Below are 26,933 nucleotides of genomic sequence, written 5' to 3' on the forward strand. Positions count from 1 at the left end.
AAATGCAGTTTGTGCATAAAGTTAAGCCGGTTTAAAGCCGGCAAACGCACTCTTATAAAACAATCTTTTCTTTACAATGCTACGCAAACTTTCACTCTCGGCAGGGCTTTTATTAAGTATTGCTGCAAGCTCATTTGCTCAATCTGAGCAACATAATAGTAATATGGCACCCGCCCCCGGTAAAATTACTGTTGATGGCAACATTAACGATTGGGGCGACTCGCTGCGCTACTATAACCCCGACAAAAAACTGAATTATACGCTGGCCAACGACAAACAGAACCTGTACCTAGCTATTCGCTTTAACGACCGTATGGAGCAGGAGCGTATTATGCGGGCCGGTTTAACCTGGAGCGTTAACCCAAAAGGCAAAAAAAAAGACGCCTATAGTTTAACGTTTCCGGTAGCCGAACAAAACAACGGGCAGTTGCCTATGCTGCCTAAGCCAGACGAAAGCGGTAATGCAACTGAGCAAAGTGAACGCGTGAACCGTGACGAAATGCGGAAAGCCCGTTTAACACAATTGCGCAATATGAAAGTGACAGGCTTTAAAGATATTGACTACGACATTATCACCACTACAAACTCTTACGGTTTTAAAGCTGCTTTGAGTTTTGATGAAGAAGGTAACCTGATTTATGAAGCTGCCATTCCTCTTAAATTTTTTGATGCTGATGACATTGCAAAAAACGAATGGGCCTTTAATATTAAAGTAAATGGCATTAGCAGGCCGTCAGGCGGTAATGGTGATGGGCGTGCCTCTGGTAACATGGGTGGTGGCGGCGGCAGGATGGGCGGTGGTATGGGCCGCGGCGGCATGGGTGGAGGTATGGGTCTGGCTGGCGGCGGTCGTGGCGGCATGGGTCGTGGCGGCATGCGTGGCGGCGGTTCCGGCGGCGATTTTGACCGTAGTGCCTTAACCAAATCAGAAGATTTCTGGGAAAAATTTTATCTGTCAAAAGCGCAGTAAGCGCTTTCGACAGATAAAATTCATTTTATTGTACTTGGTAACGATACACCCGGCGGCCAATATGGCCGTCGCCGTCTATGCCTTCAATAACAACCCGGTAAGTACCTTTACTACCGGCGTTAAAATATTCAAACGAGGCGTTACCCTTATCGTTAGTTAAAATATTGGGTACCCAATGTATGGTGCTCCGCAAATCGGCTACCACCTGGTTAGTTTTCGGGTCGTCGTATTTGGGGGCATAAAACTGCCGTGCCGAGTAATATCCTTTGGGCGTGTAGGTCATTACGCCCGGAGAATACATCTGCGAGGCATTGTAATTAATTTCGCCGCCGCGCTTGGTATTTACTATTAAAACACCATTAGCACCCTGGCTGCCGTATATAGCAGTATTGCCAATGGTACGCAATACTTCAATGCTGCTTATGTTCATGGGGGGGATAGATGAGAGGTAATTTCCATCAACATAAACACCATCAACAATGATTTGCATTGGCCTGCCCATACTACGGGTTGAATAGGGAATACCACCCTGAAAAATTACCCCAAGCAACCTGCCTTGTAAACACTGGTCAATAGTAGTGCAACCTAATTTATCAAGCACATCGCTGGTAATGATCTGGTCGGCATTACCGGCGCCATTCAAATTAGATGAGTTGGTGATGGCGGGCTTCCGTTTTTCGGTAACTACTACTTCTTTCAGCACAATAGCATGATTGCCAATGCCATATTTTGATTCTTCCTCAAATCGCTTCTTGCTTGCTTTGAGGTAAGATATCAGTGCTGCGCTTGCTGAACTTTGGGCGGCTGATACATTACGGGCTTTAACCACAGCTTGCTCCGGCGATTTATCTAATATAATATCTACATTTTTGCCGCCCTTGGCATTACGCGCCTGCAGCACAAAACGGATACTGTCTTTAAAAATTAAGTTTTTAAAAGCAAAGCGCCCCTGGCTATCAGCAACGGTATCCAAAATAAATGCGCCTCCTGAAGTGGTAAACAAAGTGACCTTGCTGTTCGGCACAGGTTTGCCTCCCGAAGTTTTAATTGTACCTGATATTTGAAGGCTTTTTTCGGCCGGATACTCTATTGGCGGAAATTGGTTGTTAACAATCTGGCTCCAGTCAAACCGGCGATAGCCCTGCGTTAGCATCAGGTTGTCTAAGTCGGTAATGGTGGCGGCAGTAGTATTGGTAAAATAATAATTGGGTTGTTCTATATATCCTCTAATATCTGAGGTTAACAACAACTGCGAAAGGATGGTAGTTTCGGCCGCTTCATCCACAGGTACTTTTGATTCATCAATCACGGCGGCCGAAAATACACCGACTACCGGCTGACCGTTGTTATTAGCTGCATCCAGGTTAATCTTCACCTTTTCGCGCGGGGCAGAGGTAGCAGATGATGCACTGACATTTAGTTTTAGCAGATCAGCATTACGTTGTATAAAGGCAATGCGTTCGTTTAAAGGCTGACCCGATCCGGAAAACAAGGTAAACTGTACAATACCCGACGGGAATTTACTTTTAGGAATGACTGCCCCAAATGACCCGTTGCCTTCTTTGTTACGTGCTGCATAACAAACTATACCTGCCGACTGTGCAATTAGATAGGCATCTTTGCTATTTACATTGTTAGAATTTACTCGTACGCTGATGTTAGCCGTATCATTGTTATTTACGGTAAGTACGTAGCCTGCATCAAGTACTTTGGGCAGTGCAATAGTATTTTGAGAACCATCCGGGTATGTGATTTTAGCTTGATAGGTTTTGCCGGGTTCGGGAGTTAGCGCAAATGCGCCTATACCCAAATGCTTGGTGTTAATCAAAGCAAGTTCGTTGTTGTTATTGTCGGTAACCACTCCTTTTATATCAACACCCAAGCCGTTTGTACCTACGGCTTTAAACGCAACTTTTGACCGTATACCATTTATCAGGTTGCCGCTCTCCGGAAAGAACTGAACATCAACCTGGCCTGCTACTGAATTAAAGCTAATAGTCTTGGTCACGGTTTTCTTATCGGCAATTTTAACGTGTGTAATAATGCTGCCTGATGATACGGCAGCGCCGGTACTGTTAATAAAGCTGACTGCCAAATTGCCTTGTGCATCAGTCTGGCCTTTGCTTTTGAGTATTTGCTTTTCGTTAATTTTAACTGCGTAGCTTACCTCTTTACCGGCATAAGGAGTGCCGTCAAGATCAGCAAAATTAATACTGGCATCCACCTTTTGGGCATTATTTAACTTGCTGTAGCTGTAAGTAGCTTTGGTAAATACATTATTGTTGCCTGCATTACCAATGGCAATACTTTTTTCAAAGTAGTAAGCTTCGCCTGCATTGCGCATCCAGTTGGTGTATGCCCTAACCCGGTAATTACCTGCTTGTAGGGTATCGCTCAATGCGAAATCGCCCCAGGTAACACCGCTGGATACTGGCAGCTTAATCCATTTTTTTACCGAATCCTGCTCGTTAATCAGCTCTACATTCAGTGCACCGCTCAGGGCCGATAGCTTATGGTCGGGGCCTACAGTTATGTAAGCTTTAAACCATATGTCATCACCTACGGCATAGTATGGCTTGTCAAACTGCAGGTATACCTTTTCCTGTGGTCGTTCTTCAATCCATTTCTCTAACTGGGCAACAATTTTCTGAATAGGATCGTCATCCAGTACAGCAAAACCTGTAGCCATAACAGCCAAAGCCATTATAAAAAGGCTGGCGAAGAGTTTCTTAAAGTTCATGGTATTGTTAGCGTTTTCCCTTATTGCAAAATGGTGGCTTACAACAATAAAGGTGGTGTTAATTTACTTAGTTGTAAGTAAATAACGCATAAATCAGAATTTATTTTTCCACATCATACTTTCAACTGGCCGGGTGGTCGGGTTGCTGTACTTAGCGTTCTCTTTGGTGTTGTAAAGTGTTTCAATCTCGCCCTCTACTACAAAGTAAATCAGCTGCCCGATAGGCATACCAGCATAAATACGTACTGGTTGTGCTACCGATATTTCGAGCGTCCAGGTATTGCAAAAACCCACATCGCCTTTGCCGGCCGTGGCGTGTATGTCAATTCCTAAACGGCCGGTGCTCGATTTACCTTCTAAAAAAGGTACATGCTTGTGGGTTTCAGTATACTCGGTAGTTACCCCAAGGTATAAAACGCCGGGCTGTAGTACGTAGCCTTCTTTGGGTATTTCAAAAGAGTCTATCTCGTTATGAAGTTTGGCATCCAATACGCGGCTGCGATAGGTAGCCAGATATTTACCTAAATGTACATCATAAGAGTTGGTACCCAGGCACTCGCGTTTAAACGGCTCAATAATAATATTGCCTTTTTCAATTTCTTCGAGTATGCGTTTATCAGATAAAATCATTTTGCCGTGACGGGTTAACCGGGCTAAATTATAATTATTTAAGCTAATTTTGCGCTCTGTTTTTGTAAATTATTATGGCCATAGCATACAGAAAGCAGGTTGATGAGGATACCGAATTTGCCTTGTGGCGTATTGAGGAAGATGCTGAAACCTTGTACCACCAGTTGCAGCTTAACGAGCAGGAAAAAAGTTATGTTGATCAACTGGCTAACGGTAAACGCCATTTACACTGGTTGGGTACCCGTGTTTTACTGCGCACTATGCTTAATACCAACGAGTATATTGATTGCCGGATAGACAGCCACGGCAAGCCGTATTTATTTAACATGCCCTACCAGATTTCGCTTAGTCACTCGTTTGATTATGCAGCCGTAATGATTAGCAAAAGCCGCCCGGTAGGTATAGATATTGAATTGGTGAAACAAAAGGTAGAGCGTATTGCACCCAAGTTTTTACGGTCCGCCGAGATGGCCTTTATCAACCCGGAACAAAAAATTGAACATTTATACGTGTGCTGGTGCGCTAAAGAGGCTATTTATAAATGCTATGGGCAAAAAGAGGTATCGTTTGTAGACCATATTAAACTGCATCCCTTTGTCTATGCACCGGAGGGAAGTTTGAAGGCAGACTTGCAAAAGGGAGATATTGATTTAAATTACCAAGTTAATTATCTGCACTACGAAGATTACATGATAGGTTACGTAAAAGGCTAAACCATGAAGAATAAACAGGTTGAAACTCAGGACTGGGGTTTGATTGACTATAAAGAGGCCTGGGACCGGCAGGAAAAGCTGTTTGGTACCAGTGTGCAGCTTAAAACCGAAATACGTAACCGGCAGGTAGCCGCAATTAACGGGGCGGAAGTAGCTGATGATATCAAAACGCCAAACTACCTTGTTTTTTGCCAGCACCCGCATGTGTATACTTTAGGCAAAAGTGGCAAGGCCGAGCATTTACTGCTAGACGAAGCCGGACTGGCCAAACACCAAGCTGTTTATTATCCTATTAACCGTGGCGGTGATATTACTTATCATGGCCCCGGCCAGCTGGTAGTTTATCCAATTTTAGACCTGGATAACTTTTTTACTGATATTCATCTTTACCTGCGCACACTGGAAGAAGCCGTTATACAAACACTGGCACATTATGGTGTAAAAGCCGGCCGTTACCCGGGTTATACCGGTGTATGGTTGGATGCAGATAATGAAAATGCTCGTAAAATATGTGCCATGGGTGTACGCTGCAGCCGCTGGGTAACCATGCATGGGCTTGCCCTTAATGTAAACGCCGATTTAAGTTACTTTGGTTATATTGTACCTTGCGGTATTGAAGGGAAATCCGTTGCCTCACTGCAACAGGAGTTGGGCCGTGAGGTGGATATGAATGAAGTAAAAGAAATCCTAAAACGCGAAATTTTCGTACAGTTTGGTATGGAGGTTAGTGATGAAAATAATAAAGCTGTTACTGCTTAGCGTTGTTTTATTAAGTTGTACTGATAAAAATGTAGAAGACGTGCCAACGACTGAACAAACAACGAACAATATGAACAACGGTATGCTTACCTATCTGGCCCTGGGCGACTCTTATACTATTGGGGAGTCTGTGCCGGCGGAGCAATCATTTCCTTACCAATTAAGTTCAGAACTTAACAAAGTTAGCTATAAAGTTAGTGAGCCCACCATTATAGCCCGTACCGGCTGGACCACTGATGAATTGATTGGTGCAATCAGAAGCCGTGCTATGACGCAAAAGTTTGATATCGTCACTTTACTTATTGGGGTTAATAACCAGTACCGGAACTATAACATCAATACTTACCGAACCGAATTTGTGCAACTGCTCAATACGGCGCTCACCTTTGCCAACGGCAATGCCAAACATGTATTTGTGTTATCTATCCCTGATTGGGGAGTAACCCCTTTTGCTTCCGGGCAGGATGCCAATCAGATAGGTAGCGAAATAGATGCGTACAACGCCATCAATCAGCAGGAGGCTGCCAAAGCAGGAGTGAGCTATGTTAATATAACGCCTGTCTCGCGCATGGCAAAAACAGATGCCTCTCTTACTGCAGCTGATGGTCTGCATCCTTCCGCAAAAATGTACGGGCAATGGGTGCAACTGCTTAAAGAGCAGGTAATTAAAAACATACCTAACTAAAGCTATTAAACTTAGGCTTTAAAAAATCTGTATTTAGTAATCTCGGTTTGCTGTGCACTGTAAATGCCTTTGCTGCCGCTAAAAAAGTAGGCAATAAAACAAGCTACGGCAAATAGCAGGGCATGCTGGCTGCCAAATAATTCAATACCCATTAGTGTGCAAGCCAGCGGGGTATTAGTGGCGCCTGCAAATACAGCAATAAAGCCCAAAGCAGCAAACAAGCTTACAGGGGCATTAAGCAAGTTAGCCAACGTATTACCCAGGGTAGAACCAATGTAAAACAGTGGTGTAACTTCGCCACCCTTAAAACCGGTGCCCAAAGTTACTGCAGTGTAAATCAGTTTCCACAACCAGCTAAAGAAATGCGCACCACCCTGCTCAAAGGCAGATACAATAGTTACTGCACCAGGATACTCCGGGTTGACACCCAAGCTCAGATAATCGGGTTTTCCTAAAATCAAGGTGAGCAAAATGATAATCACACCACCGGCAACCGGGATAAGCCACGTGGATTTAATTAGTAAGGCCGCCAGCTTTTTTACACCACGCACAGTTTGAGAAAAAAGGTAAGCTGTTAACCCAAACAAAACCGAGGCGATCATCACTTTAATCAGCAGCCAAAAATCAATATTAAGATGGTTGCCCAAAATCGTTTGCCCGGTAGTAAAAAAACGGATATGGTAAGGTGTATGCTGTACGCCCCAGGCAGCTACTGTTGCATCGCCAATAAGCGCTGCCATAAGGCAGGGTAATACAGATGTATATTGTATACGGCCAATAGTTAATACCTCTAAGGCAAAAACAGCTCCGGCCAGCGGCGTGCCAAACACTGCACCAAAACCGGCGGCTACACCTGCTGTAAGCACAATGCGAATATCATCAGCCTCGAGTTTAAACAAGCTGCCCATCCAATGGGCTATGCTGCCGCCAATTTGCACGGCTGTACCTTCTCGTCCGGCCGAGCCACCAAACAAGTGGGTAATTACGGTTGTAACCAAAATAAGCGGAGCCATGCGCTTAGGTACACCGGCACCGGGCTGGTGTATTTCATCAATAATTAAATTGTTGCCCCGCTCGGCAGATTGCCCGTAAAGTTTATACAAAAAATGAACGCCTAAACCGGCAACCGGTAACAGGTAAAGCAGCCAGCTGTGAGTAAAACGGTAATGGATGGCCCAGTTGAGCATCCATAAAAATAGGGCAATTAATGTACCGATAACCACAGCTACCGGAATGATAATCAGCGTCCAGCGCAGTACATAGTGTAAAGCCGGATACTTGCTGATGGGAGAATTATTGAGCATAAACCTGCAAAACAATAAACAGATAAAGAGGAGCAGGTGTCGTCAGCATGTTAAAGCAGCTTGTTAGGCGGAGCACCATTACCTTGTTTAAAGGTCACAAAGATAAACCTTTACGCCCAACGTTTAGGTTAAATTTGTTAAAGCCGTGACGCTGCCAATAACTATTAATGCTATCGGTTACTGCTATAGCTTATAGCAGTAACCGTACTTATCAGCAACGCTATTTTCCTAATACCTCAATCAGTTTGGCTTCTAATTCAGCCCCGCGAAGGTTTTTGGCTATAATTTTTCCGTTTGGGTCAATCAAGTAATTTTGAGGAATAGATTGAATAAAATAAAGCGCAGCAGCTTCATTATTCCAAAATTTTAAGTCTGATACTTGTGTCCAGGTTAGGCCGTCGGCTTTGATAGCCTGAAGCCAATCGGCTTTGCCGCTTGCCTTATCAAGCGATACACCCAACACTTTAAAGTTACGGCTTTTATATTTATTATATACCCGTACTACGTTAGGATTTTCCTGGCGGCAGGGGCCGCACCAGGATGCCCAAAAATCGAGCAATACGTAAGATTTGTCTCTGTAAACAGAAAGCTTTACCGGTTTGCCATCCACATCATTTTGCGTAAAATCTGGTGCCATAGCGCCAATAGCTGTAGCTTTAAGTGCAGCAAAAGACTGTTTAAGCTGCTTGCCAGACTCGGTATCTTTTAGCTTTGGTGACAGGCCGTTGTACAATGGCTCAATCACATTTATATCAGCCGATGGGCCACCCATAGAGCTTAATGCCATCAAACTCAAGTAACTTTCGGGATGAGCTGTGATGAATTTTTTTAAAGCATCCTCGCGTTCCTTTTGCAGCGCTTTAAATTTGTCTTGAATAGTGTTTTGAAAAACATTAGATTGTTGCTGATCAGGTGTGGCCGCCTGGGCCTCTGTATAAAGCTTCTGGGCTTTTACATACAACGGAGCCAGCATAGTGCTTAGATCTTCATTATCTGTATTGATTGTTGAGCCGGTAATTTTTACCTTAGAGATTGAGTCGTTGCCGGCAATGTAGATGTTACCTTTCTCAACGTAAAAACTCAATACATCATCATTTTTGTTAAAACCAACAAAACCCTGGTTATGGCGGTCAACCAGCATTAAAGCACTGGTTGGGTTATTCACCTTGCCAGTAAACTGAAAAGTGCCATCTACCAGCACGGTCGAATCTAAAACACGGCTGTTTCCTGACTGATAGCTTAAGTACGCTTTATAGGGTTCTTTTACTGTATTGAGTTTGCCGTTAATAGTAAAGGTATCGTTAGTTTGCGCCGAAGCTACTGCAGGTAAGCAAGCTGCTATATAAATAAAAAGTTTTTTGAGCATGTGGGTTAAATGATGTATTTAACGGGTTAAATGTTGTTTAAGTACAATGCTTAATATTAATTAACAGTATGGTTACAGGCAATGCGTTAACAAAAAGCGTACGCTACTAAGCAAGCTTTTGATAGGTACGCCACCACAGATCGGGCATCTCTCCATCAATGGCGGTGGTGTAATCTTCGTAACGGCAGGGTACCAGGTGGTAACGCTCGTTCAGTGATCCGTTGGTAGGGTAGGGTACCTGCATCCACCAGCGGTCTGACTTTTTGCTTTTCACAAATACAATTTCGTGTTCTTCGTGCTTCAGCGTGGTTTTATAAACCAGGTATTGTGATTTAGGTTGTAACGGAAAGTCTTTTTTGCGGTTATAAAAGCCGTCAATAAAATACCAAACCATTTCGGCTAATAAGGTAGCGGTTTGCCCATTGCTATCATAAGCCGGGTTAAACTCGTAAAAACCTATGGAGCTCAGCTTATCATTAAAGCCTGCATAGCGGCACATCTGGCAGGCCTCTTCTCCATAAAAACCATTGGGCGTAGCGTTGGCATTGCCCATAGCATCTGATGAACGGATGGCGCCCATATCAAAGCTGATGATGTTGGCATTGCGAATTACAGGCTCGGTGATGCCGATGTTGCCCATCAATTCGCCCAAACGGTGTACATCAAAAAACAGGTTATCCATTACCCGCAAACTATCCTGGCTTATAAAATAAGTTTGATAACCCAGGTTACTGAAATTAAACAGATAGTTAGGCTCGTATAAAAATATCTTGTTGAGGTATGATCTGGAGTCTGTCGAGTCATCGTCTTCCATATCGGCCTGCTCATTCAGGTCAAAGTGCGAGTCTATCACGGTCAGGTCCACTTTTTGCTCCATATCTTCGTAAGCCAGGTACTGGGCGTAAGTGAGGTCTTGGCCGCCGCCCAATATTACGGCAACCACATCCTGCTTAACCAGGCTATTAATTACCGTTTTTACAGCAAAGTAAGTGTCGTTAACGGTGGCGCCTTGTTTAATATTACCTAAATCGTAAATCTTGGTGTTATAACCGCCTTGGTGTAAGCGGTATAGTTTTTCGCGTACATAGTCGGGCCCAAGCGCACAGCCAGGGTTGCCAATGGCATTGCGGTCATCCTGTACGCCAAAAATTACCAGATCCGGTTTGTCATCTTCCAGATCAGGAAAATGCTCTGTATACGTTTCTATTTTATGGCCCAACTGGCTGGGTTTATACCCCTCACCGGGCGCTACTCTGCTTAAATCAACCGGGGTAAAGAAATCCGCTAATGACATATCCGTTATTTACAAAAGCGCAAATATCCATTTTTTAACTTAAATTGCCCCGCTTTTATAAAACTTACCCCAAAGGATGATTCTGGTTACCGGCGCAACAGGTTTTGTAGGTTCAGTACTGGCCCGCCGGCTGGCAGAACAAAATATAGCTATCAGGTGCCTCAGGCGCCAAACCTCTGTAATTCCCGAAATTTTAGCGCCGTACAGCCATTTGATTGACTGGCGGGAAGCAGATATATTAGACAGCTCTCTGCTGGAAGAAGCTTTTGAGGGCGTAACACAGGTTTATCATTGTGCCGCGTGGGTGTCATTTAAAGAGGCTGATAAAGAGCCTATGATTAATACGAATGTGCACGGCACCGCTAATGTAGTTAACCTTTGTTTAGATTATAATGTAAGACTGGTGCATGTAAGCTCTATTGCTGCACTTGGCCAGGCTAAACCCGGCGAACTGATTACCGAAAAGAACTATCTGGAAGAAACTCCGGCCAATAATAACTACGCAGTATCTAAACTGGAAAGCGAGATGGAGGTTTGGCGGGGTATAGCCGAGGGCATGCAGGGTGTTATCGTTAATCCATCAGTAATTATTGGGCCCCAAGCGGGTGTTGATGGCAGCGGTAAAATTTTTGACACAGTGCGCCGTGGATTAAAATATTATACCCGTGGTAGTTGCGGACTGGTAGATGTTGATGACTTGGCCCGTTGCATGATTGAACTGATGAACAGTGACATTACGGCCGAGCGTTACATCATCAATGCCGAGAACTGGAAGTTTAAAGACCTGACTGAACAGATTGCGCAGTGCTTTGGTGTAAAGCCACCCGCTACCGAGGCCAAGCCCTGGATGCTGGAGTTTGCCTGGCGCAGTGCATCCCTATGGGCGGCCTTAACCGGTAATGATCCGGCCTTGGATAAAATAGCTGCGCAGGCTGCAACGGTTGAGCAGAATTACGATAACAGTAAAATAAAAAAGGCTATTAATTTTACTTTTAAACCGGTAATGCAAACTATCCAAGAAGTTTGTACTGTTTTACAAGCTAATGAGTAATTGCTAATGCCCCGTCTTGTAAAAGGCAATTAGGCGCATTGATGACCTTGATTAATCAACCAATCTCCTATATTTGCCCGCAACCATGGGCCAGTATTATATAATTGATTTCGATAGTACGTTTACACAGGTAGAAGCGCTTGATGAACTTGCGCGTATCAGTCTGAACGATCATCCCAACCGCGAACATATCTACCAACAGATTGAAGACCTGACCAACGCTGCAATGGAAGGTAAGCTTTCTTTTGCCGATAGCCTGGAGGGCCGGGTAAAGCTACTACAGGCTAACCGTACCCATTTAGAGCAATTGGTTAAGCATTTGCGCAAAAAGGTATCGCCCTCGTTTTCGCGTAACAGCAAATTTTTTAAAGAGCACCATGATGATGTGCTGATTGTATCGGGTGGGTTTAAGGAGTTTATTACACCTGTGGTTAGCGAGTATCACATCAAAAAAGAAAACATTTACGCCAACACCTTCGAGTTTGATGAGCGGGGCAATATTGTTGGGTACGACCGCAGTAACCCGCTTTCGCAAGAAGGAGGTAAGGTAAAACTGCTAAAAGAACTTAACCTGCAGGGAGACATTTTTGGTATTGGCGATGGGTATTCTGATTTTCAATTAAAGGAGTCGGGCCTGATTAGAAAATTCTTTGCCTTTACAGAGAACATTGCACGTAAATCGGTAGTAGAAAAGGCCGACTACGTTACACCAAGCCTGGATGAGTTTTTGTACATCAACAGGTTGCCAAGGGCTATATCGTATCCTAAAAACCGGATCAAATGCTTAGTAGTAGGCCAGATTGAGCCTGAAGCTATTGCCCAAATGCAAAAGGAGGGTTACAACATCCGGATAAAAGAGGAAATTACCGAAGCTTATTTACAGGAAGCCGGCGTATTGCTATGCGATGAGGCACATCAGCCTACGCCCGAGCAGTTAGAAAATGCAGGCCGTTTAAAAGTAATAGGTTGCTTTGGTAAGGTAAGCAGCCGCCGGTTAGGCGAGGTAGCTTGCGAAAACGGCGTTATTATATTTGACGACCCCAAGCATAACCCACGCAGCAGCGACTTCATCCCTAAACGGGTAATTGCGTTTATGAACGAGGGGAAAACGCATACGAGCTGTAACTTTCCGGATTTGCAGCCGCCGCGGGTAAGCAATGCTCACCGCTTAATTCACATACATAAAAACGTGCCCGGTATTTTGGCGCAGATCAATGAGATATTTGCTAGTAACAATATTAACATTGTAGGTGAGTTTTTAGTTACTAATGCACAGATTGGATATGTAATTACCGATGTGGATGCAGGGTATGATGAGCAATTACTCAGGCAGCTAAAAGCCATTGATCATACTATAAAATTCAGGCTGCTTTATTAACAGGTATTACACCGTTAAGGGCGTTTACTAAAGCCATTTTGTTTTTATTGGGTGTGTACATTTTTCGGCCCTAAAACAAAATGGCTTTATCTGTTTTATACTAATTAACCTTTCTGCTTTAATAAAATGGATATTAAAAAGATTTTAGTAGGTATAGACGAGAGTAAATATGCCGACTACGCCGCCGAATATGGTTTTAGTTTAGCCCGTAAATTAGGGGCCGCTATTGCTATTGTTAATATCATTGAGCCAATTCCTGCTGCCGTTTCTCCCATGAATGATACTACGTTTGGCTTACCGCTGGAAGGTACGGCTGACGTAAATAATGTAGAGATACTGAACACCCAAAATCAGGCAGCCGATAACCTGCTGAGTTGTATAGTGCAAAAATACGGTAGCGATTTGCAGGTTACGCAGTACACGGATTATGGCTCGAGTGCAGAGGGCATTGTTAATTGCGGGGCGCAGTTTGGGGCAGATCTGCTTGTAATCGGTACTCATCACCGCAGTGGTTTTGATCGTTTGCTGATGGGTAGCGTAGCGGAGGATGTAGTACGTAAATCATTAGTGCCAGTATTAGTGGTGCCTTTAACTGATAAGCCGGCGGCTGAATAAATCAGTCACTTGTTAAAAGAGAAATATGCTTATAAACAATATGGGCTGCTTCAACTTAATGAGGCAGCCCATGCTGTTTATAGATTTGATGATTTTATACCATATAGTTCCAGCCATGTGTATCGGTAGTACGGCCGTAGCGAATGTCGTTCAGCGTATTAAATACTTTATTCGAGTATTCGCGTGTGGCAGGGTCGCTCAAGGTGTATTCTTCACCATTGTAAGAAATTGAACCTACCGGTGCAATGGTAGCTGCCGTACCGGCACCAAAGGCATCAGTTAATTTCCCGCTTTTAGCTGCATCAATAATTTCGGCAACAGATACGCGGCGCTCTTCAACCGGGATACCCCAGTCTTTAGTTAGTGCAATAACGGTGTCGCGGGTAACGCCATCTAAAATCGTATCGCGGGTTGACGGCGTAACCAGCTTGCCATCGATCAAAAACATCACGTTAGCGGCACCCATTTCTTCGGCGTACAAATGCTCTTTGGCGTCGGTCCAAATTAACTGGTCAAAGCCTTCTTCCATCGCGCGGCGATTAGGCAGCATAGCACCTGCGTAGTTACCTGCAGCTTTTGCATAACCAAAACCACCCTCAGCAGCGCGTGTAAACTGAGTTTCGAATTTAACGCGTAAAGGTTTAGTAAAATAAGGGCCAACCGGACAGGTAAGCACCATAAATTTATAAGTGCTTGATGGTACTACACCCAGGTAAGGGTCGGTAGCAAACATAAACGGACGAATGTACAGCGAATGATTTTCGGCAGTAGGTATCCAGTCGCGCTCTATATCAACCAAGGCAGCAACACTTTGTATAAACAGTTCCTGTGGCAGTTCGGGCATGCACAAGCGTTGCGCCGATTTATTAAACCTTGCCGCATTTTTGTCGGGCCTAAAAACAGATACTTGCCCGTCTTGCTGGCGGTAAGCTTTCATGCCTTCAAAAAAGGCTTGTCCGTAATGCAGTGAAGAGATAGCCGGGCTTAAGCCAATTTCGCCGTAAGGTATAATCTGAAAATTTTTCCATTCACCGTCGGCATAGTCGGCCACCAGCATATGATCGGTAAAAGTATGCCCAAATACCAGCTTGCTAAAATCTGTTTGAGGCAGGCGTGGCTGGGTAGTTTTAGTTATTTTGATGTCAAGCGTTTCTGTAGTCATGGCCTGATGTTTTTTAAGTAAAAGTGGCAAGTTATGATTTTTTAAAGTAAAAGGCTACAGGCAGTTAAAATATAGCTGCTGCTTATCATTATCCATTGTATAAGGGCGCTTTTTTTATAAGAAATGCGTTTAAGTCTACTTGCTTTGTGGATTTAATGAACGGTTTGTCAAATAGTTGTTAAGAAGTTGTAAATTAATGCTTAACTGTTAGATTTGTAATGCGCACTCGTCCAATCAATAATTGAATTAAATGAAAAAAGCAATAATTACTGCACTTGCCATATTGCCGTTTGCAGCTATGGCACAAACGCCAACGTTTACTGTAAAAGGTAAGCTGGGAAACATTAAAGCGCCTGCAAAAGCTTATTTGCAATACCGCAAGGATGGTGCTACCATGACCGACTCTGTAACCATTAACAACGGCGCTTTTGAGTTTAAAGGAGCGGCTGGTGCTTTGCCGATACAAGCTGTTTTACGCCTTAACAAAGCAGGCGACGGTTTAACTAAAAGCCGCGACGGGCAGCAAATTTACCTGGAGCCGGGTGTAATTGTGGTTAAAAACGCAGCCGACTCGTTAAAAACAGCAATGGTAAGCGGTACGCCTACCAACGTCGAAAACCAGGCTTATAAAATAGCCATGAAGCCGGTAAACGATATATACGAAACCATGAATGCTAAAATGAAAGCTGCCACGCCTGCTCAGCGCGAATCGGCCGAATACAAGCAGGAAATGGAAGCTATGGATAATAAAGCCGATGAACTTACCGATCCTATCAATAAAAAGTTTGTTAAGGCTTATCCAAAATCTGTAATTAGTTTAGACGTATTGCGTTCATTAGCGTATGGCTCCGACTATGCAGAAATTGCACCTTTATACACTTCGCTATCTCCGGCATTAAAAGAGAGCGAAACCGGCAAAAAATTTGGCGCACAACTGGCCAAAATGAAAAATGTAGCACTTGGTGCTGTTGCCCCTGATTTTGCCATGGCCGATACCAGCGGGAACGTAGTAAAGCTATCATCATTTAGAGGCAAATATTTATTGGTTGATTTGTGGGCATCCTGGTGCGGCCCCTGCCGTCGGGAAAATCCAAATGTAGTACGTACTTTTAATAAGTATAAAGACCAGAATTTTACCGTGTTAGGCGTATCTCTTGATCGCCCTGATGCTAAAGACAAATGGCTGGATGCTATTCATAAAGACGGACTAACCTGGACACACGTATCAGACCTTAAGTACTGGAATAACGAAGTAGCACAGCTGTACGGTGTGCAGGCTATCCCACAAAATTTCCTGTTAGATCCTAACGGAAAAGTGATAGCTAAAAACTTGCGGGGCGATGCCCTTGATGCCAAACTGGCTGAAGTGCTAAGCAAAACCGAAAAAGTAAAAGCTGAATAGTTGAAAAATTATTAATAGTATATGAAGGTATTGCTTTAAAAGGCAGTACCTTTTTTGTTTATTAAAGCTCTTATGTTCAGAAACTTTGTCGTTGTTGTTATTGTACTATTCTCTTGCACGATGTCCATAGCAAGAGCGGGTTTTAAGATAAGAGTAATCGACACCAATCAATCGGATTCGGCAGTCATTGCTTATATTAAAGCACATCCAGGTGAGGTTAAAAGCTTACGGATGCTCAAAGGCTTGTCTATAACGTGCGACTATCCGGTAATTGAACCTTTATATCAGGGTCTGAGTACTCATATCAAAAATTTGCCGGCAGGTATAAAATTTCGCCGGCAAATGGAAAATATGAAAAGCATCCGGATAGGGGCAGACATGCCTGATTTTTCTGCAAGCGATACCAGCGGGCATCCGATCACATTAAAGCAACTTCGTGGAAAGTATGTGCTTTTGGATTTTTGGGCAGCCTGGTGTACGCCTTGCCGCAGGCTCAACCCGGAGTTGGTCAAAATTTACAATCAATTTAAAGAAAAACCTTTTATCATACTGGGCGTATCATTAGACAAAGAACGGCGATTTTGGGTAGCCGCCATTAAAAAGGATAAGCTGCCCTGGCTGCAAGTGTCAGATTTAAAACAATGGAACAGTGCAATAGCACAGCTTTACGGCGTTCAGGCCATCCCTCAAAACTTTTTGATTAGTCCGGATGGTAAGCTGGTAGTTAAAAATTTAAGAAGTAAAGCGTTGGAGGATAAATTATCAGCATTGCTTAATGAGCTGTAAAAGTTACCGGTAAGGATTGACAAAAAACGCTGCTCATATGGTAGTAGTTGAGCAGCGTTTCAATATAAGTAAGACAGTTTATCAATTAATTGCCTAACTGCTTTAGTGCCATATAGGCCATCAGGCCGGTGCTTACGGCCAAGGCGCTTTCCTCTACATCAAAGGTGGGCGTATGTACGGCTGAGGTGATGCCACGGCTCTCGTTGCGGGTACCTAAGCGGTAAAAGCAACTATCGGCTACCTGCGAGTAGTAGGCAAAATCTTCGGCAGCCATCCAGATATCCAGGTCTAACACGTTTTCTTTACCTAAGTAATCCTCGGCATGTGAACGTACGGAAGCCGTAAGTTTTTCTTCGTTAATCAGGAATGGATAACCCCTCATGATATTAAATTCGCAGCTGCCGCCCATACTTTCGGCAATGCCTTCGGCCATTTTTTTCATACGACGGTGTGCTTCCTGGCGCCACTGTTCGTCCATAGTGCGAAAGGTGCCCTCTAGGTAAACCTCATTCGGGATGATATTGGTAGCGCCGTTGGCAATCACTTTACCAAATGATAATACTGACGGGCTTTTAGGGTCGGCAAAGCGGCTCACTACCTGTTGCAACGCGGTTAAAATATGTGCAGTAATGATAACCGGATCTATATTTTGCTGCGGTTGGGCGCCATGGCCTCCCTTACCTTTAACGGTTACATAAATTTCATCCGTGCTGGCCATATACTTGCCGGCCCTAAAACCAACTTTACCGGCGTCAATCAAAGGCATAACGTGCTGCCCGATTACGGCCTGCGGCTTTGGGTTTTCGAGCACGCCCTGCTGAATCATCAGATTTGCTCCACCAGGTAGTTTTTCTTCTGCAGGTTGAAAAATAAACTTTATAGTGCCTGCAAACTGGTCTTTCATGCTGCTCAAAATAGTAGCTGTACCCAGTAATGATGAGGTATGCACATCGTGGCCGCAGGCATGCATTACGCCTGTGTTTGTTGATTTATACGGAACATCATTTGCCTCGGTGATAGGCAAGGCATCCATATCAGCCCGCAAAGCAACTACTTGGTTAGATGGCTTGCTGCCCGACAGTAAACCTACAATACCGTTATCAGCCATGCGCACATACGGAATGCCTAACGCATCCAACTTAGACGCAACATAGGCAGAAGTAGCTATTTCATGAAAAGACAGTTCGGGGTTAGCATGCAGGTGCCTGCGGTTACTCACTACATCACCGAATATTTTTTGAGATAATTCCTGTATTTGTTCTTTCATCATGGTGCAGTTGTGTTAATATCAAGTTTGGGCATATTTATTCTTTCAGAAATGATATATAACGGACTAAATAAGCCTTTCAATTCTTCAACCAGTTTGGTAGCCTCAAGCCGGCTACGAAAATCGCCGCCTTTTATTTTAAAATTGGGTTCTTTGTAATTAATGTATGTGCGCAGTTCGGGATGCATTCTTTGAAACCTGTTTTGCGCACTAAAGGCATCCTTGCGGTTGGCCCCACTAAAAAACTGCACCCGATAACCGTAAGAAGAAATACCGCTTCCGGCAGCTTTGCCACCATTTTTACCAATAGCCGAACGGCGCGCAATCAGCGTATCAATACGTGAGTCTTTAATAATTTCGAGCTTACCACGGGTTTGTGCCTGTGTTTTGCCTGTATCAATCAATAGTAGTAATAAGCCGGTCACCGCGCCGGTAAAGCATTTTAAAAACAGCTTGGGTAGTAATTGGCTATAATATTTCATTAATGTATTATAACACTATAGCCCCACCTCAAAATTTCCGGCATGGAAACTTCGAGGTGGGGCCGTAGTTTTTATTCAGACCGTTGGCAGCTTTTTAGGCGCCGTGGCAGTTTTTAAACTTTTTGCCGCTACCGCAAGGGCATGGGTCATTACGACCAATTCTTTGCTCTGCGCGTGCAGGTGTTTGCTTTTGTATTTCCTGTAATTCTTCGTCAGGTACGCCATTGCTTTCATGTACCAGTTCAGGTTTGCTCATCCTCATCTGGCGCATATCAGTACGCGGGATAGGTTGTGCTTCATGAACTTCCTCAGGGGCTTGCTGTACCGGGATACCACCTCTAAACAGGAAGCTTACCAGCTCTTTGTTCACAGTGGCCAGCATCTGGCGGAATAATTCGAAAGCCTCAAACTTGTAAACCAGTAATGGGTCTTTTTGCTCGTAAACAGCATTTTGTACTGATTGCTTTAACTCATCCATTTCGCGCAAATGCTCTTTCCAAGCATCATCGATCAGGTAAAGAGTTACGTTTTTTTCGAATGATTTAAATACCTCTAAACCATGATTTTCAACCGCTTTTTTAAGCGGAACAGCTACCTGTATACCATGTACCCCGTCGGTAAACGGAACCACAATGTTTTCGATATAATCACCACGGGTTTCGTAAACGTCCTGCAGTACCGGGAAAGCCTGCTCTGCAATAGCTTCGGTTTTACGTTTATAAAAGTCTATTACTGCCTGATAAGTACCTTCTAACAAGTTGGCAACATTGGCTTTAGCAAAATCTTCTTGTGATATTTCAGGATCTACCGAAAACAGGCGGATCATCTCCAGCTGAAATCCTTCAAAATTATTAGACTCTTTGTACTCGTTAACCACATCCTCAACCACATCATAAATAGTGTTGCTGATATCAACATCTAAACGGTCGCCAAACAGGGCGTTTTTACGTTTAGCATAAACTACAGTACGTTGTGAGTTCATTACGTCATCATACTCCAGCAAGCGCTTACGAATACCAAAGTTGTTTTCTTCAACTTTTTTCTGCGCACGCTCTATTGATTTGGTAATCATCGAGTGCTGAATTACTTCACCCTCTTCAATACCCATACGCACCATTAGGTTAGAGATACGCTCCGAGCCAAATAAACGCATCAGGTTATCCTCTAACGATACGAAGAATTGAGATGAACCCGGATCGCCCTGGCGGCCTGCACGACCACGCAACTGGCGGTCAACACGGCGCGACTCATGGCGCTCGGTACCTACAATGGCTAAACCTCCGGCATCTTTAACACCAGGGCCAAGCTTAATATCCGTACCACGACCAGCCATGTTAGTGGCAATGGTTACCGTACCTGCCTTACCAGCTTCGGCCACAATGTCGGCCTCTTTCTGGTGCATTTTGGCATTCAGTACGTTATGTTTGATGCCACGCAGTTTAAGCATGCGGCTCAACAGCTCAGAAATTTCAACCGAGGTAGTACCTACCAGAACCGGGCGACCGGCCTCTGTTAGTTTTACAATCTCGTCGGCAACGGCGTTATATTTTTCACGTACGGTGCGGTATACTAAATCCTGACGGTCGTCACGTTTAGCAACAACATTGGTTGGAATTTCAACCACGTCCAGTTTGTAAATTTCCCAAAGCTCACCTGCTTCAGTTACAGCAGTACCGGTCATACCACAAAGCTTGTGATACATCCTGAAGTAGTTTTGCAGCGTAATGGTAGCAAACGTTTGGGTAGCATCCTCAACCTTTACATTCTCTTTAGCCTCAATAGCCTGGTGCAAGCCATCAGAGTAACGGCGGCCATCTAATACACGGCCGGTTTGCTCGTCTACAATTTTAACCTTGCCTTCGTCCAGGATATACTCGGTATCTTTTTCAAATAAAGTATAAGCTTTCAGTAACTGGTTCACCGAGTGAATACGCTCAGATTTGATAGAGAAATCGCGCATCAACTCATCTTTGTGAGCCACTTTATCTTCGGCAGACAAATCTGATTTTTCGATTTTCGCAATTTCGGTACCTACATCCGGCATTACAAAGAAATGCGGATCCTCGCCTGACGCAGTAATTAATTCAATACCTTTTTCAGTCAGTTCAACCGAGTTATTTTTCTCGTCTATGACAAAGAATAACTCAGAGTCAACTTTAGGCATCTCTTTGCCTTGGTCTTGCAGGTAATAGTTTTCTGTTTTTTGTAAAACGGTACGGTTGGCGCCTTCGCTCAAATACTTAATTAAAGCTTTACTTTTTGGCAAACCACGGTGTGCACGCAATAAAGCCAAGCCACCTTCGTCAGAACCGGTTTTACCATCGTTTATCTGCTTTTTAGCCTCGTTTAAAGCCGTGTTGATGTATGTCTTCTGGGCATTAACCAAACGCTCAATACGGGGTTTTAACATATAAAACTCGTGCTGGTCGCCGCGCGGAACCGGACCCGAAATAATTAATGGTGTACGGGCGTCATCAACTAAAACCGAGTCAACCTCATCCACCATTGCAAAGTGCAATTTACGCTGCACCAGTTCTTCAGGGGTGCGTGTCATATTGTCACGCAGGTAGTCAAACCCAAACTCGTTATTGGTACCAAAGGTAATATCGGCTAAATAAGCACTACGGCGCGACTCCGAGTTAGGCTCGTGCTTGTCAATACAATCAACTGATAAACCATGGAACTCATACAGTGGGCCCATCCATTCCGAGTCACGTCTGGCCAGGTAATCATTCACCGTTACAATGTGCACACCCTGACCTGCCAAAGCATTTAGATAGGCAGGTAACGTAGCTACTAATGTTTTACCCTCACCAGTGGCCATTTCTGCAATTTTACCACTATGCAAAACGGTACCGCCAATGAGCTGTACATCATAATGCACCATATTCCATTTAACCTCATTACCAGCCGCTATCCAAGTGCTACTGTGTAATGCTTTGTCGCCTTTAATTACTACGTTGTTTTTACGCGCAGCTAACTGGCGGTCAAAATCTGTAGCAGTAACTTCGAGGGCAGGGTTAGCCGCTAAACGGCGTGCGGTTTCTTTTACCACAGCAAAAGCTGATGGTAATATATCGAGCAAAATAACTTCAAGTTCTTTGTTACGATCTTTTTCAAGTTTATCAACACGGGTGTATAATTCAACCTTTTGGTTAACATCCATGTCTGGAGCCGAGTCGATATCACTTTTTATAGCCTGGATCTGCTCATCAATGGCAGCAAGACCTTGCGCAATTTTTGCTTTAAAATCTAAAGTTTTAGCCCGCAATTCATCATTGCTGAGGTTTTCGAGCTTGGCAAATTCACCTTTTATTTTTTCAACCAGAGGCTGGATGCTTTTTACATCGCGTTCTGATTTACTTCCAAAAAGCTTACTGATAAATCCTAACATGTTAAATTTAATATAATCCGTCTATCCCAACAATTACGCCAATAGGCTTCAAAAGCCATTATGGCAGGTAAAGGTAGAGATTTTTGGGCATAGAGCCAAGAACCAAGAGCTAAGAACCAAGACTTTGTCATAATAAGCCGGTACATATTTATATCCTGGTTCTTGATTCTTAGCTCTTGGTTCTTTCTTCAAAACCCTATCTTTACCGTCATGAAAATCCTGTTGATTGGCTCAGGAGGGCGCGAAAGCGCTTTTGCCTGGAAACTAAGCCAGAGCCCCCAATGCGAAAAGCTTTTTATTGCACCCGGTAATGCGGGCACCGGCCTGTACGGAACCAATGTAAACTTAAAAGTGACCGACTTTGAAGGTATTAAAGTCTTCGTAATCGAAAACCAGATTAACCTAGTGCTGGTTGGCCCTGAAGAACCGTTGGTAAAAGGCATTCATGATTTCTTTTTGAATGACGAACAATTAAAAGGGGTACCGGTAATTGGTCCGCAACAAGAGGCGGCGCAGTTAGAAGGCAGCAAGGATTTTTCAAAGCAGTTTATGCAGCGTCATAACATACCTACGGCAGCTTCGCGCACTTTTACCCGCGACACCTTACAGGATGGTTTATCGTATTTAGCAACCCAAGGCTTACCTGTAGTACTTAAAGCTGACGGATTAGCTGCTGGGAAAGGCGTTTTAATTTGCATGAGCCTGCAGGAGGCCCAGCAGGAATTGGTAGAAATGCTTACCGAAGCTAAATTTGGCGAAGCTAGCTCCAAAGTAGTAGTAGAGCAATTTCTGCAAGGCATCGAACTCTCGGTTTTTGTGTTAACGGATGGTAATAGCTACAAAATATTGCCCGAAGCTAAAGACTACAAACGGATAGGAGAGGGTGATACCGGTTTAAATACCGGCGGCATGGGCTCAGTATCGCCGGTGCCGTTTGCCGATGAAGCTTTTATGCAAAAGGTAGAGCATCAGGTAGTCATTCCTACCGTTGAAGGTTTAAAACAAGAGGGTATCCCTTATAAGGGCTTTATTTTTATTGGTTTGATGAATTGCGATGGCGAGCCTCAGGTGATTGAATACAACTGCCGCATGGGCGACCCCGAAACCGAAAGTGTGCTGCCACGAATTGAATCTGACTTACTGGATTTGTTGATGGGCGTTGCAGAAGGTAACCTGATTGAAAAGCAATTCACGATATCGCCCAAAGTAGCAGCTACCGTAGTTTGTGTAGCTGGTGGTTACCCTGGCGAATATTTAAAAGATAAAGTGATAAGCGGGTTAGATAACGTACGCGGTTCTATTGCATTTCATGCCGGTACAAGCCTGGAAGGTGATGACGTGATTACCACCGGAGGCCGTGTGCTGGCCATCACCTCGTTACAGGATAATATGTTTACTGCCCTGCAACAAGCAACCTTAGATGCCAGCCGTATCTATTACGACGGTAAATATTTCAGAAAAGATATCGGGTTTGATTTGATATAACACCCCAACCAACCCTCCCCAAGGGGTAGAGCTTTGAAAAGAAAATAACAGTACACAAAAAATGTCATCCCGAACGATAGTGAGGGATCTTGCTACTCCAACCTAATCAGTTGAAACAAGACCTTTCGCTATCGCTCAAGATGACATTTTCTTTTTAAAGCCCTACCCTTTGGGGGGTGTTACTTTACCGTTTGCAGCATTTCTTTTACGGCTGCTTCCAGTTGTTCGTCTTCACCTTTAAGCACTTTGTTGTAAGTGTTCAGTACTTTAATATCGGGTTCTACCTGGTAGTTTTCGGTAGGGTGGTTGTCGCCGATTCCCCAGGTTGATACCATAGGGATGCCGAATACCAGAGTGCCGTCTATCTGGCGTTCCCACCAAACGGCGGTACCGGTGCCAGCTACCGGCATACCCACCAATTTGCCTAATTTCAGGGTTTTATAAGCCCACGGGAAAATGAAGGCATCTGAGTAGTTGCCTTCGCTCATTAAAACGCAGCTTGGCTTATTCCATTTATTTAAAGATTCGCCGCCTTCGGTCGGGTGGCCTTGCGGGCGCAGGTCCAGGTATCTTTTGCCGCCTAAAAAGGTTACTAAATCATCGTGCAGCCAGCCACCACCGTTAAAACGGGTATCTACAATTAAAGCTTTTTTGCCATAGTTACGGCCCAGCACTTTATCAAAAGTAACGCGGTAGCTTGGATCATTCATGCCCTGTACGTGTACATAACCTACCTGTCCCTTTGACAGGCTATCGGTTAAATGTTCCATCACTCTTACCCAGCGGTTATACAATAGCACGCTACGCTCAAATGCGGGTTTTACAGGTTTAATATTCTCCTCGTACTTAGTGCCGTTCTTAGGGTCGTGAAAGCTGATCAGCGTGTATTTGTCTGCTTTGTGGTTAAGCAGCTTAGCCCAGTCGGCATTATCAGTAATGGCTTCGCCATCAATCTGGTCAATTACGTAGCCTTTTTTCATTTTGGTACGGGCCACATCAAATGGGCCACCGGTAATAATGTCTTCAACTACCAGCCCATTGCCGGCTTTAGTTTGGTCGTACAGTAAACCCAAAGCGGCCGTTTCGTCGGCATTAGGGAACTGGGGCGAGTAGCGGCCGCCGGTATGCGAGCCGTTTAATTCACCCAAAAACTCGCTCAGCAATACCTGAAAATCGTAGTTGTTATTGATGTGCGGCAAAAACTTAGCGTAAGTGTTATGGTAGTAATTCCAATCTACGCCCTGTAGTTTAGGATCAAAGAATTTTTTGCCTACCTGTTTCCAGGCGTGGTCAAACACATAGGTCCGCTCGGCAGTAGCATCTAAATCCATAGTGCTGCTGATTTTTACCGGCGTAATTTTACCGTCGTCAACATTCACCTTCATCACGTTGCCGCCGGCCAGCACAAAAAGGCTTTTACCATCAGGTGTTAATTCTAAGGAGCCGCCTGGTGCATTAAGCGCTGCCAATACTTTGGTTTCTTTGGTACGCGGTATGTTTTGCCATAAATCGTACCCTTTATCATATTTGGCCAGATAAAAGAGCTTTTCGCCATCTTTAGACATCTCCTGGTCGGCAATGTCGGTTGAACCCATGGTTAAACGTACGGTGCGGTCGGTCAGGTTTTTAAAGTTGGGCATAAACTCGTAAGGCGCCACACCTGCCGGCGTTTTGGCATTGGCCGGGGTACTTTTGGTTTTAGGCGTGGTTGTTTTACTCAGTGAGTCACGTTTTTCTTCCTGCTTACGGATATCCAGGTCCTCTTTGCTCAAACGGAAGCGGTCCCAAGCCGTCTGGTCAAAAAACATGGCGTAAACGTCGGTCTGCGAACCACGCGATAAGTTTTTCATACCTAACTTATCCGACTGCCAGTACATCATTTTGCCATTCAATCCCCATTTTGGGCGTCCATCATCAAATCCGCTTTCGGTTAAATTGATACGCTGACCGGTACCATCCGCCTTAACCAAAGCAATCTCGCTGCGGCCGTAGCCGCCCTCTTCTGATTGTAAAAGCAGGTAACGGCTATCAGGCGACCAGGAAAAATATTGGTCACCATCGGAATAAGAGAAATTTATGCCGGCTGGTAATACGGTTGTTGTTTTTTTAGTAGCCAAGTCAAAAACCTTAACCATATTACGCTCTTCCAGGTAAGCAACCTTTTTACCATCGGGCGAGTATACACCCTGAAACTCTTCTTTATCGGTGTTAATTACCGGCTCGGTAGTAAGGGTAGTAGCTGCAAAAAAATACGGCTCCGTGCGGCTGGCCAGTGTGGTTTTATAAATATCCCACGATTTGGCGTTTTCGACCGAATATAGCAGCGAGCGGCCATCTGGGCTAAACTGCACCATGCGTTCCTGGTAAGGGGTATTGGTGATTCGTTTGGTAATATTACCATCAGCCGAGGTCACAAAAATTTCGCCCCGGTAAACCAAAGCTACCTCTTTGCCATTAGGCGATACCGCAATTTCGGTAGCATCGCCTCTAACCGGCATGTTTTGTACCTGGTCGCCATTAAAGTCGGCACTCAGCGCAATATTTATTTTAGCTGGCTGCTGGCCATCTTTCATGATGTACAACTCGCCGCATTGGGTAAATGCCAAAGTGCCATCGTCAGACCGGGACAGATTGCGTACAGGGTCTTTGGTAAAGGTGGTTAGCTGTACCGGGTTGCTTACGTCTGTCAGCGAGGCGCGGTAAAGATTTTGATTGCCTTTGCGCTCGCTCAGGTAGTAAAAGTTATCGCCGTTACCCCAAACCGGTTCGCGATCTTCACCCACATAATCGGATACTTTAGTATAGGCTTTTTTGGGTACATCATATACCCATATATCGCGGGTAACGGCCGAAGTATGGTGCTTGCGCCAGGGGTCTTCGTAGCCTTTGCGGTCCTGAAAAATAAATTTATCGCCGTTTTTGTTAAAATGCACATACTCGGTACCTGCCGAATTATACATTACGCTGCGGCCACCTTTTACAGGCACCACATACATTTTTTGAAAGTAGGCATTGCCCGGAAAACGTACCGACGAATAGATATCATGACGGTCGCTGCCAAAGTAGACCTTTTGATTATCGGCCGAAAAATCGAGCGGCAGGTCCTTGTCTGACGCAAACGTGAGTCGGGTGGCCTGACCGCCATCGGCCGGCATTACATATACATCAAAGTTGCCATAACGGTCGGAGGCAAAAGCAATCGTTTTACTATCGTGGCTCCAAATGGGGTAGCCGTTGTAAGCGCTGTTAATAGTGAGAGGTACAGCGGTGCCGCCACTGGCCGCTACTTTAAATAAATTGCCTTTATATTCAAAAGCTATCCATTTCCCATCGGGCGATAGCGCAGGCTGTTGCATCCAAAGCAGGTGTTGCTGAGCAAAGCCGGTGTTTTGAATGAAGATGAACGCAGTTAAAAAGAGTAATAGTTTTTTCATGCCACAAAAGAGTTAA

General features: G+C 44.4%; 20 protein-coding genes. 10 read left to right on the plus strand and 10 right to left on the minus strand.

Going from position 1 to position 26,933, the window contains the following annotated elements; all coding sequences use genetic code 11:
* Positions 1 to 76 precede the first annotated feature (76 nt).
* A complete protein-coding gene (locus tag AAGR14_RS03245) occupies positions 77 to 970 on the plus strand; it encodes a hypothetical protein (protein WP_342647164.1) in 894 nt (297 codons plus the stop codon).
* A gap of 25 nt (positions 971 to 995) precedes the next feature.
* Here the strand turns inward: AAGR14_RS03245 and AAGR14_RS03250 are convergent, their stop codons facing one another.
* Together AAGR14_RS03250 and dcd are read right to left on the minus strand one after the other, a co-directional pair.
* Positions 996 to 3,710, minus strand: coding sequence for a TonB-dependent receptor plug domain-containing protein (locus AAGR14_RS03250; protein WP_342647165.1), 2,715 nt, complete (start codon positions 3,708 to 3,710; stop codon positions 996 to 998).
* A 93-nt stretch (positions 3,711 to 3,803) separates the two neighbouring features.
* Complete coding sequence (dcd, locus tag AAGR14_RS03255; RefSeq protein ID WP_342647166.1) at positions 3,804 to 4,340, minus strand: dCTP deaminase; 537 nt, start codon at positions 4,338 to 4,340, stop codon at positions 3,804 to 3,806.
* Positions 4,341 to 4,414: 74 nt separating this feature from the next.
* Here dcd and AAGR14_RS03260 point away from each other — a divergent pair, with 74 nt between their 5' ends.
* The 3 genes from AAGR14_RS03260 (at position 4,415) to AAGR14_RS03270 (ending at position 6,497) form a co-directional block, all read left to right on the plus strand.
* Complete coding sequence (locus tag AAGR14_RS03260) at positions 4,415 to 5,053, plus strand: 4'-phosphopantetheinyl transferase superfamily protein (protein ID WP_342647167.1); 639 nt, start codon at positions 4,415 to 4,417, stop codon at positions 5,051 to 5,053.
* Between the two features lie 3 nt (positions 5,054 to 5,056).
* The gene (gene lipB, locus AAGR14_RS03265; protein WP_342647168.1) at positions 5,057 to 5,812 is read left to right on the plus strand and encodes a lipoyl(octanoyl) transferase LipB; all 756 of its coding nucleotides are present in this window, start codon (positions 5,057 to 5,059) and stop codon (positions 5,810 to 5,812) included.
* A 70-nt stretch (positions 5,813 to 5,882) separates the two neighbouring features.
* Positions 5,883 to 6,497 (plus strand): SGNH/GDSL hydrolase family protein, encoded by a 615-nt coding sequence (locus tag AAGR14_RS03270; RefSeq protein ID WP_342647169.1) that lies wholly within the window; start codon positions 5,883 to 5,885, stop codon positions 6,495 to 6,497.
* 11 nt (positions 6,498 to 6,508) lie between these two features.
* On the opposite strand, the gene AAGR14_RS03275 is transcribed toward AAGR14_RS03270, so the two are convergent.
* The 3 genes from AAGR14_RS03275 to AAGR14_RS03285 form a co-directional block, all read right to left on the minus strand.
* Positions 6,509 to 7,801, minus strand: coding sequence for a voltage-gated chloride channel family protein (locus tag AAGR14_RS03275; protein WP_342647170.1), 1,293 nt, complete (start codon positions 7,799 to 7,801; stop codon positions 6,509 to 6,511).
* Positions 7,802 to 8,021: 220 nt separating this feature from the next.
* Positions 8,022 to 9,167, minus strand: a complete 1,146-nt coding sequence (locus AAGR14_RS03280) for a redoxin domain-containing protein (protein WP_342647171.1) — start codon at positions 9,165 to 9,167, stop codon at positions 8,022 to 8,024.
* Positions 9,168 to 9,273: 106 nt separating this feature from the next.
* Positions 9,274 to 10,461: a formimidoylglutamase gene (locus AAGR14_RS03285; protein WP_342647172.1), complete on the minus strand. Its 1,188-nt coding sequence runs from the start codon at positions 10,459 to 10,461 to the stop codon at positions 9,274 to 9,276.
* Between the two features lie 76 nt (positions 10,462 to 10,537).
* Between AAGR14_RS03285 and AAGR14_RS03290 the strand changes: the two genes are divergently transcribed.
* The 3 genes from AAGR14_RS03290 (at position 10,538) to AAGR14_RS03300 (ending at position 13,505) form a co-directional block, all read left to right on the plus strand.
* Positions 10,538 to 11,512: an NAD-dependent epimerase/dehydratase family protein gene (locus tag AAGR14_RS03290; protein ID WP_342647173.1), complete on the plus strand. Its 975-nt coding sequence runs from the start codon at positions 10,538 to 10,540 to the stop codon at positions 11,510 to 11,512.
* An 85-nt stretch (positions 11,513 to 11,597) separates the two neighbouring features.
* Complete coding sequence (locus AAGR14_RS03295) at positions 11,598 to 12,890, plus strand: HAD-IB family phosphatase (RefSeq protein WP_342647174.1); 1,293 nt, start codon at positions 11,598 to 11,600, stop codon at positions 12,888 to 12,890.
* A gap of 126 nt (positions 12,891 to 13,016) precedes the next feature.
* Complete coding sequence (locus tag AAGR14_RS03300) at positions 13,017 to 13,505, plus strand: universal stress protein (RefSeq protein ID WP_342647175.1); 489 nt, start codon at positions 13,017 to 13,019, stop codon at positions 13,503 to 13,505.
* Positions 13,506 to 13,599: 94 nt separating this feature from the next.
* On the opposite strand, the gene AAGR14_RS03305 is transcribed toward AAGR14_RS03300, so the two are convergent.
* Complete coding sequence (locus tag AAGR14_RS03305; protein ID WP_342647176.1) at positions 13,600 to 14,667, minus strand: branched-chain amino acid aminotransferase; 1,068 nt, start codon at positions 14,665 to 14,667, stop codon at positions 13,600 to 13,602.
* Between the two features lie 250 nt (positions 14,668 to 14,917).
* Between AAGR14_RS03305 and AAGR14_RS03310 the strand changes: the two genes are divergently transcribed.
* Together AAGR14_RS03310 and AAGR14_RS03315 are read left to right on the plus strand one after the other, a co-directional pair.
* Positions 14,918 to 16,069: a TlpA disulfide reductase family protein gene (locus tag AAGR14_RS03310; RefSeq protein WP_342647177.1), complete on the plus strand. Its 1,152-nt coding sequence runs from the start codon at positions 14,918 to 14,920 to the stop codon at positions 16,067 to 16,069.
* Between the two features lie 120 nt (positions 16,070 to 16,189).
* Entirely contained in the window at positions 16,190 to 16,855 is a 666-nt protein-coding gene (locus AAGR14_RS03315) for a TlpA disulfide reductase family protein (RefSeq protein ID WP_342647178.1), read from the plus strand.
* A gap of 85 nt (positions 16,856 to 16,940) precedes the next feature.
* Here AAGR14_RS03315 and AAGR14_RS03320 read toward each other — a convergent pair whose 3' ends face one another.
* From AAGR14_RS03320 to secA, 3 genes are all read right to left on the minus strand, one after another.
* Positions 16,941 to 18,125: a M20 family metallopeptidase gene (locus tag AAGR14_RS03320; RefSeq protein WP_342647179.1), complete on the minus strand. Its 1,185-nt coding sequence runs from the start codon at positions 18,123 to 18,125 to the stop codon at positions 16,941 to 16,943.
* Positions 18,122 to 18,604 carry an SPOR domain-containing protein gene (locus AAGR14_RS03325; RefSeq protein WP_342647180.1) on the minus strand — a complete coding sequence of 161 codons (483 nt, stop codon included), beginning with the start codon at positions 18,602 to 18,604 and terminating at the stop codon, positions 18,122 to 18,124. The genes AAGR14_RS03320 and AAGR14_RS03325 overlap by 4 nt, the downstream gene beginning before the upstream one ends.
* Before the next feature lie 94 nt (positions 18,605 to 18,698).
* Complete coding sequence (gene secA, locus AAGR14_RS03330) at positions 18,699 to 21,998, minus strand: preprotein translocase subunit SecA (RefSeq protein ID WP_342647181.1); 3,300 nt, start codon at positions 21,996 to 21,998, stop codon at positions 18,699 to 18,701.
* Between the two features lie 210 nt (positions 21,999 to 22,208).
* Here secA and purD point away from each other — a divergent pair, with 210 nt between their 5' ends.
* Positions 22,209 to 23,483 (plus strand): phosphoribosylamine--glycine ligase, encoded by a 1,275-nt coding sequence (gene purD / locus AAGR14_RS03335; protein WP_342647182.1) that lies wholly within the window; start codon positions 22,209 to 22,211, stop codon positions 23,481 to 23,483.
* A gap of 179 nt (positions 23,484 to 23,662) precedes the next feature.
* On the opposite strand, the gene AAGR14_RS03340 is transcribed toward purD, so the two are convergent.
* Positions 23,663 to 26,917, minus strand: coding sequence for a S41 family peptidase (locus tag AAGR14_RS03340; RefSeq protein WP_342647183.1), 3,255 nt, complete (start codon positions 26,915 to 26,917; stop codon positions 23,663 to 23,665).
* Positions 26,918 to 26,933: the final 16 nt, after the last annotated feature.

The sequence above is a fragment of the Mucilaginibacter sp. CSA2-8R genome (genome assembly GCF_038806765.1).
In the GTDB taxonomy this organism is placed as follows: domain Bacteria; phylum Bacteroidota; class Bacteroidia; order Sphingobacteriales; family Sphingobacteriaceae; genus Mucilaginibacter.

Coding starts and splice junctions, on each gene's coding strand:
- AAGR14_RS03280 (WP_342647171.1), bottom strand. CDS start 9,167: ATGCTCAAAAAACTTTTTATTTATATAGCAGCTTGCTTACCTGCAGTA.
- AAGR14_RS03285 (WP_342647172.1), bottom strand. CDS start 10,461: ATGTCATTAGCGGATTTCTTTACCCCGGTTGATTTAAGCAGAGTAGCG.
- dcd (WP_342647166.1), bottom strand. CDS start 4,340: ATGATTTTATCTGATAAACGCATACTCGAAGAAATTGAAAAAGGCAAT.
- AAGR14_RS03320 (WP_342647179.1), bottom strand. CDS start 18,125: ATGATGAAAGAACAAATACAGGAATTATCTCAAAAAATATTCGGTGAT.
- AAGR14_RS03290 (WP_342647173.1), top strand. CDS start 10,538: ATGATTCTGGTTACCGGCGCAACAGGTTTTGTAGGTTCAGTACTGGCC.
- AAGR14_RS03325 (WP_342647180.1), bottom strand. CDS start 18,604: ATGAAATATTATAGCCAATTACTACCCAAGCTGTTTTTAAAATGCTTT.
- secA (WP_342647181.1), bottom strand. CDS start 21,998: ATGTTAGGATTTATCAGTAAGCTTTTTGGAAGTAAATCAGAACGCGAT.
- AAGR14_RS03340 (WP_342647183.1), bottom strand. CDS start 26,917: ATGAAAAAACTATTACTCTTTTTAACTGCGTTCATCTTCATTCAAAAC.
- AAGR14_RS03245 (WP_342647164.1), top strand. CDS start 77: ATGCTACGCAAACTTTCACTCTCGGCAGGGCTTTTATTAAGTATTGCT.
- purD (WP_342647182.1), top strand. CDS start 22,209: ATGAAAATCCTGTTGATTGGCTCAGGAGGGCGCGAAAGCGCTTTTGCC.
- AAGR14_RS03250 (WP_342647165.1), bottom strand. CDS start 3,710: ATGAACTTTAAGAAACTCTTCGCCAGCCTTTTTATAATGGCTTTGGCT.
- AAGR14_RS03315 (WP_342647178.1), top strand. CDS start 16,190: ATGTCCATAGCAAGAGCGGGTTTTAAGATAAGAGTAATCGACACCAAT.
- AAGR14_RS03295 (WP_342647174.1), top strand. CDS start 11,598: ATGGGCCAGTATTATATAATTGATTTCGATAGTACGTTTACACAGGTA.
- AAGR14_RS03305 (WP_342647176.1), bottom strand. CDS start 14,667: ATGACTACAGAAACGCTTGACATCAAAATAACTAAAACTACCCAGCCA.
- AAGR14_RS03300 (WP_342647175.1), top strand. CDS start 13,017: ATGGATATTAAAAAGATTTTAGTAGGTATAGACGAGAGTAAATATGCC.
- AAGR14_RS03260 (WP_342647167.1), top strand. CDS start 4,415: ATGGCCATAGCATACAGAAAGCAGGTTGATGAGGATACCGAATTTGCC.
- AAGR14_RS03270 (WP_342647169.1), top strand. CDS start 5,883: ATGAACAACGGTATGCTTACCTATCTGGCCCTGGGCGACTCTTATACT.
- lipB (WP_342647168.1), top strand. CDS start 5,057: ATGAAGAATAAACAGGTTGAAACTCAGGACTGGGGTTTGATTGACTAT.
- AAGR14_RS03275 (WP_342647170.1), bottom strand. CDS start 7,801: ATGCTCAATAATTCTCCCATCAGCAAGTATCCGGCTTTACACTATGTA.
- AAGR14_RS03310 (WP_342647177.1), top strand. CDS start 14,918: ATGAAAAAAGCAATAATTACTGCACTTGCCATATTGCCGTTTGCAGCT.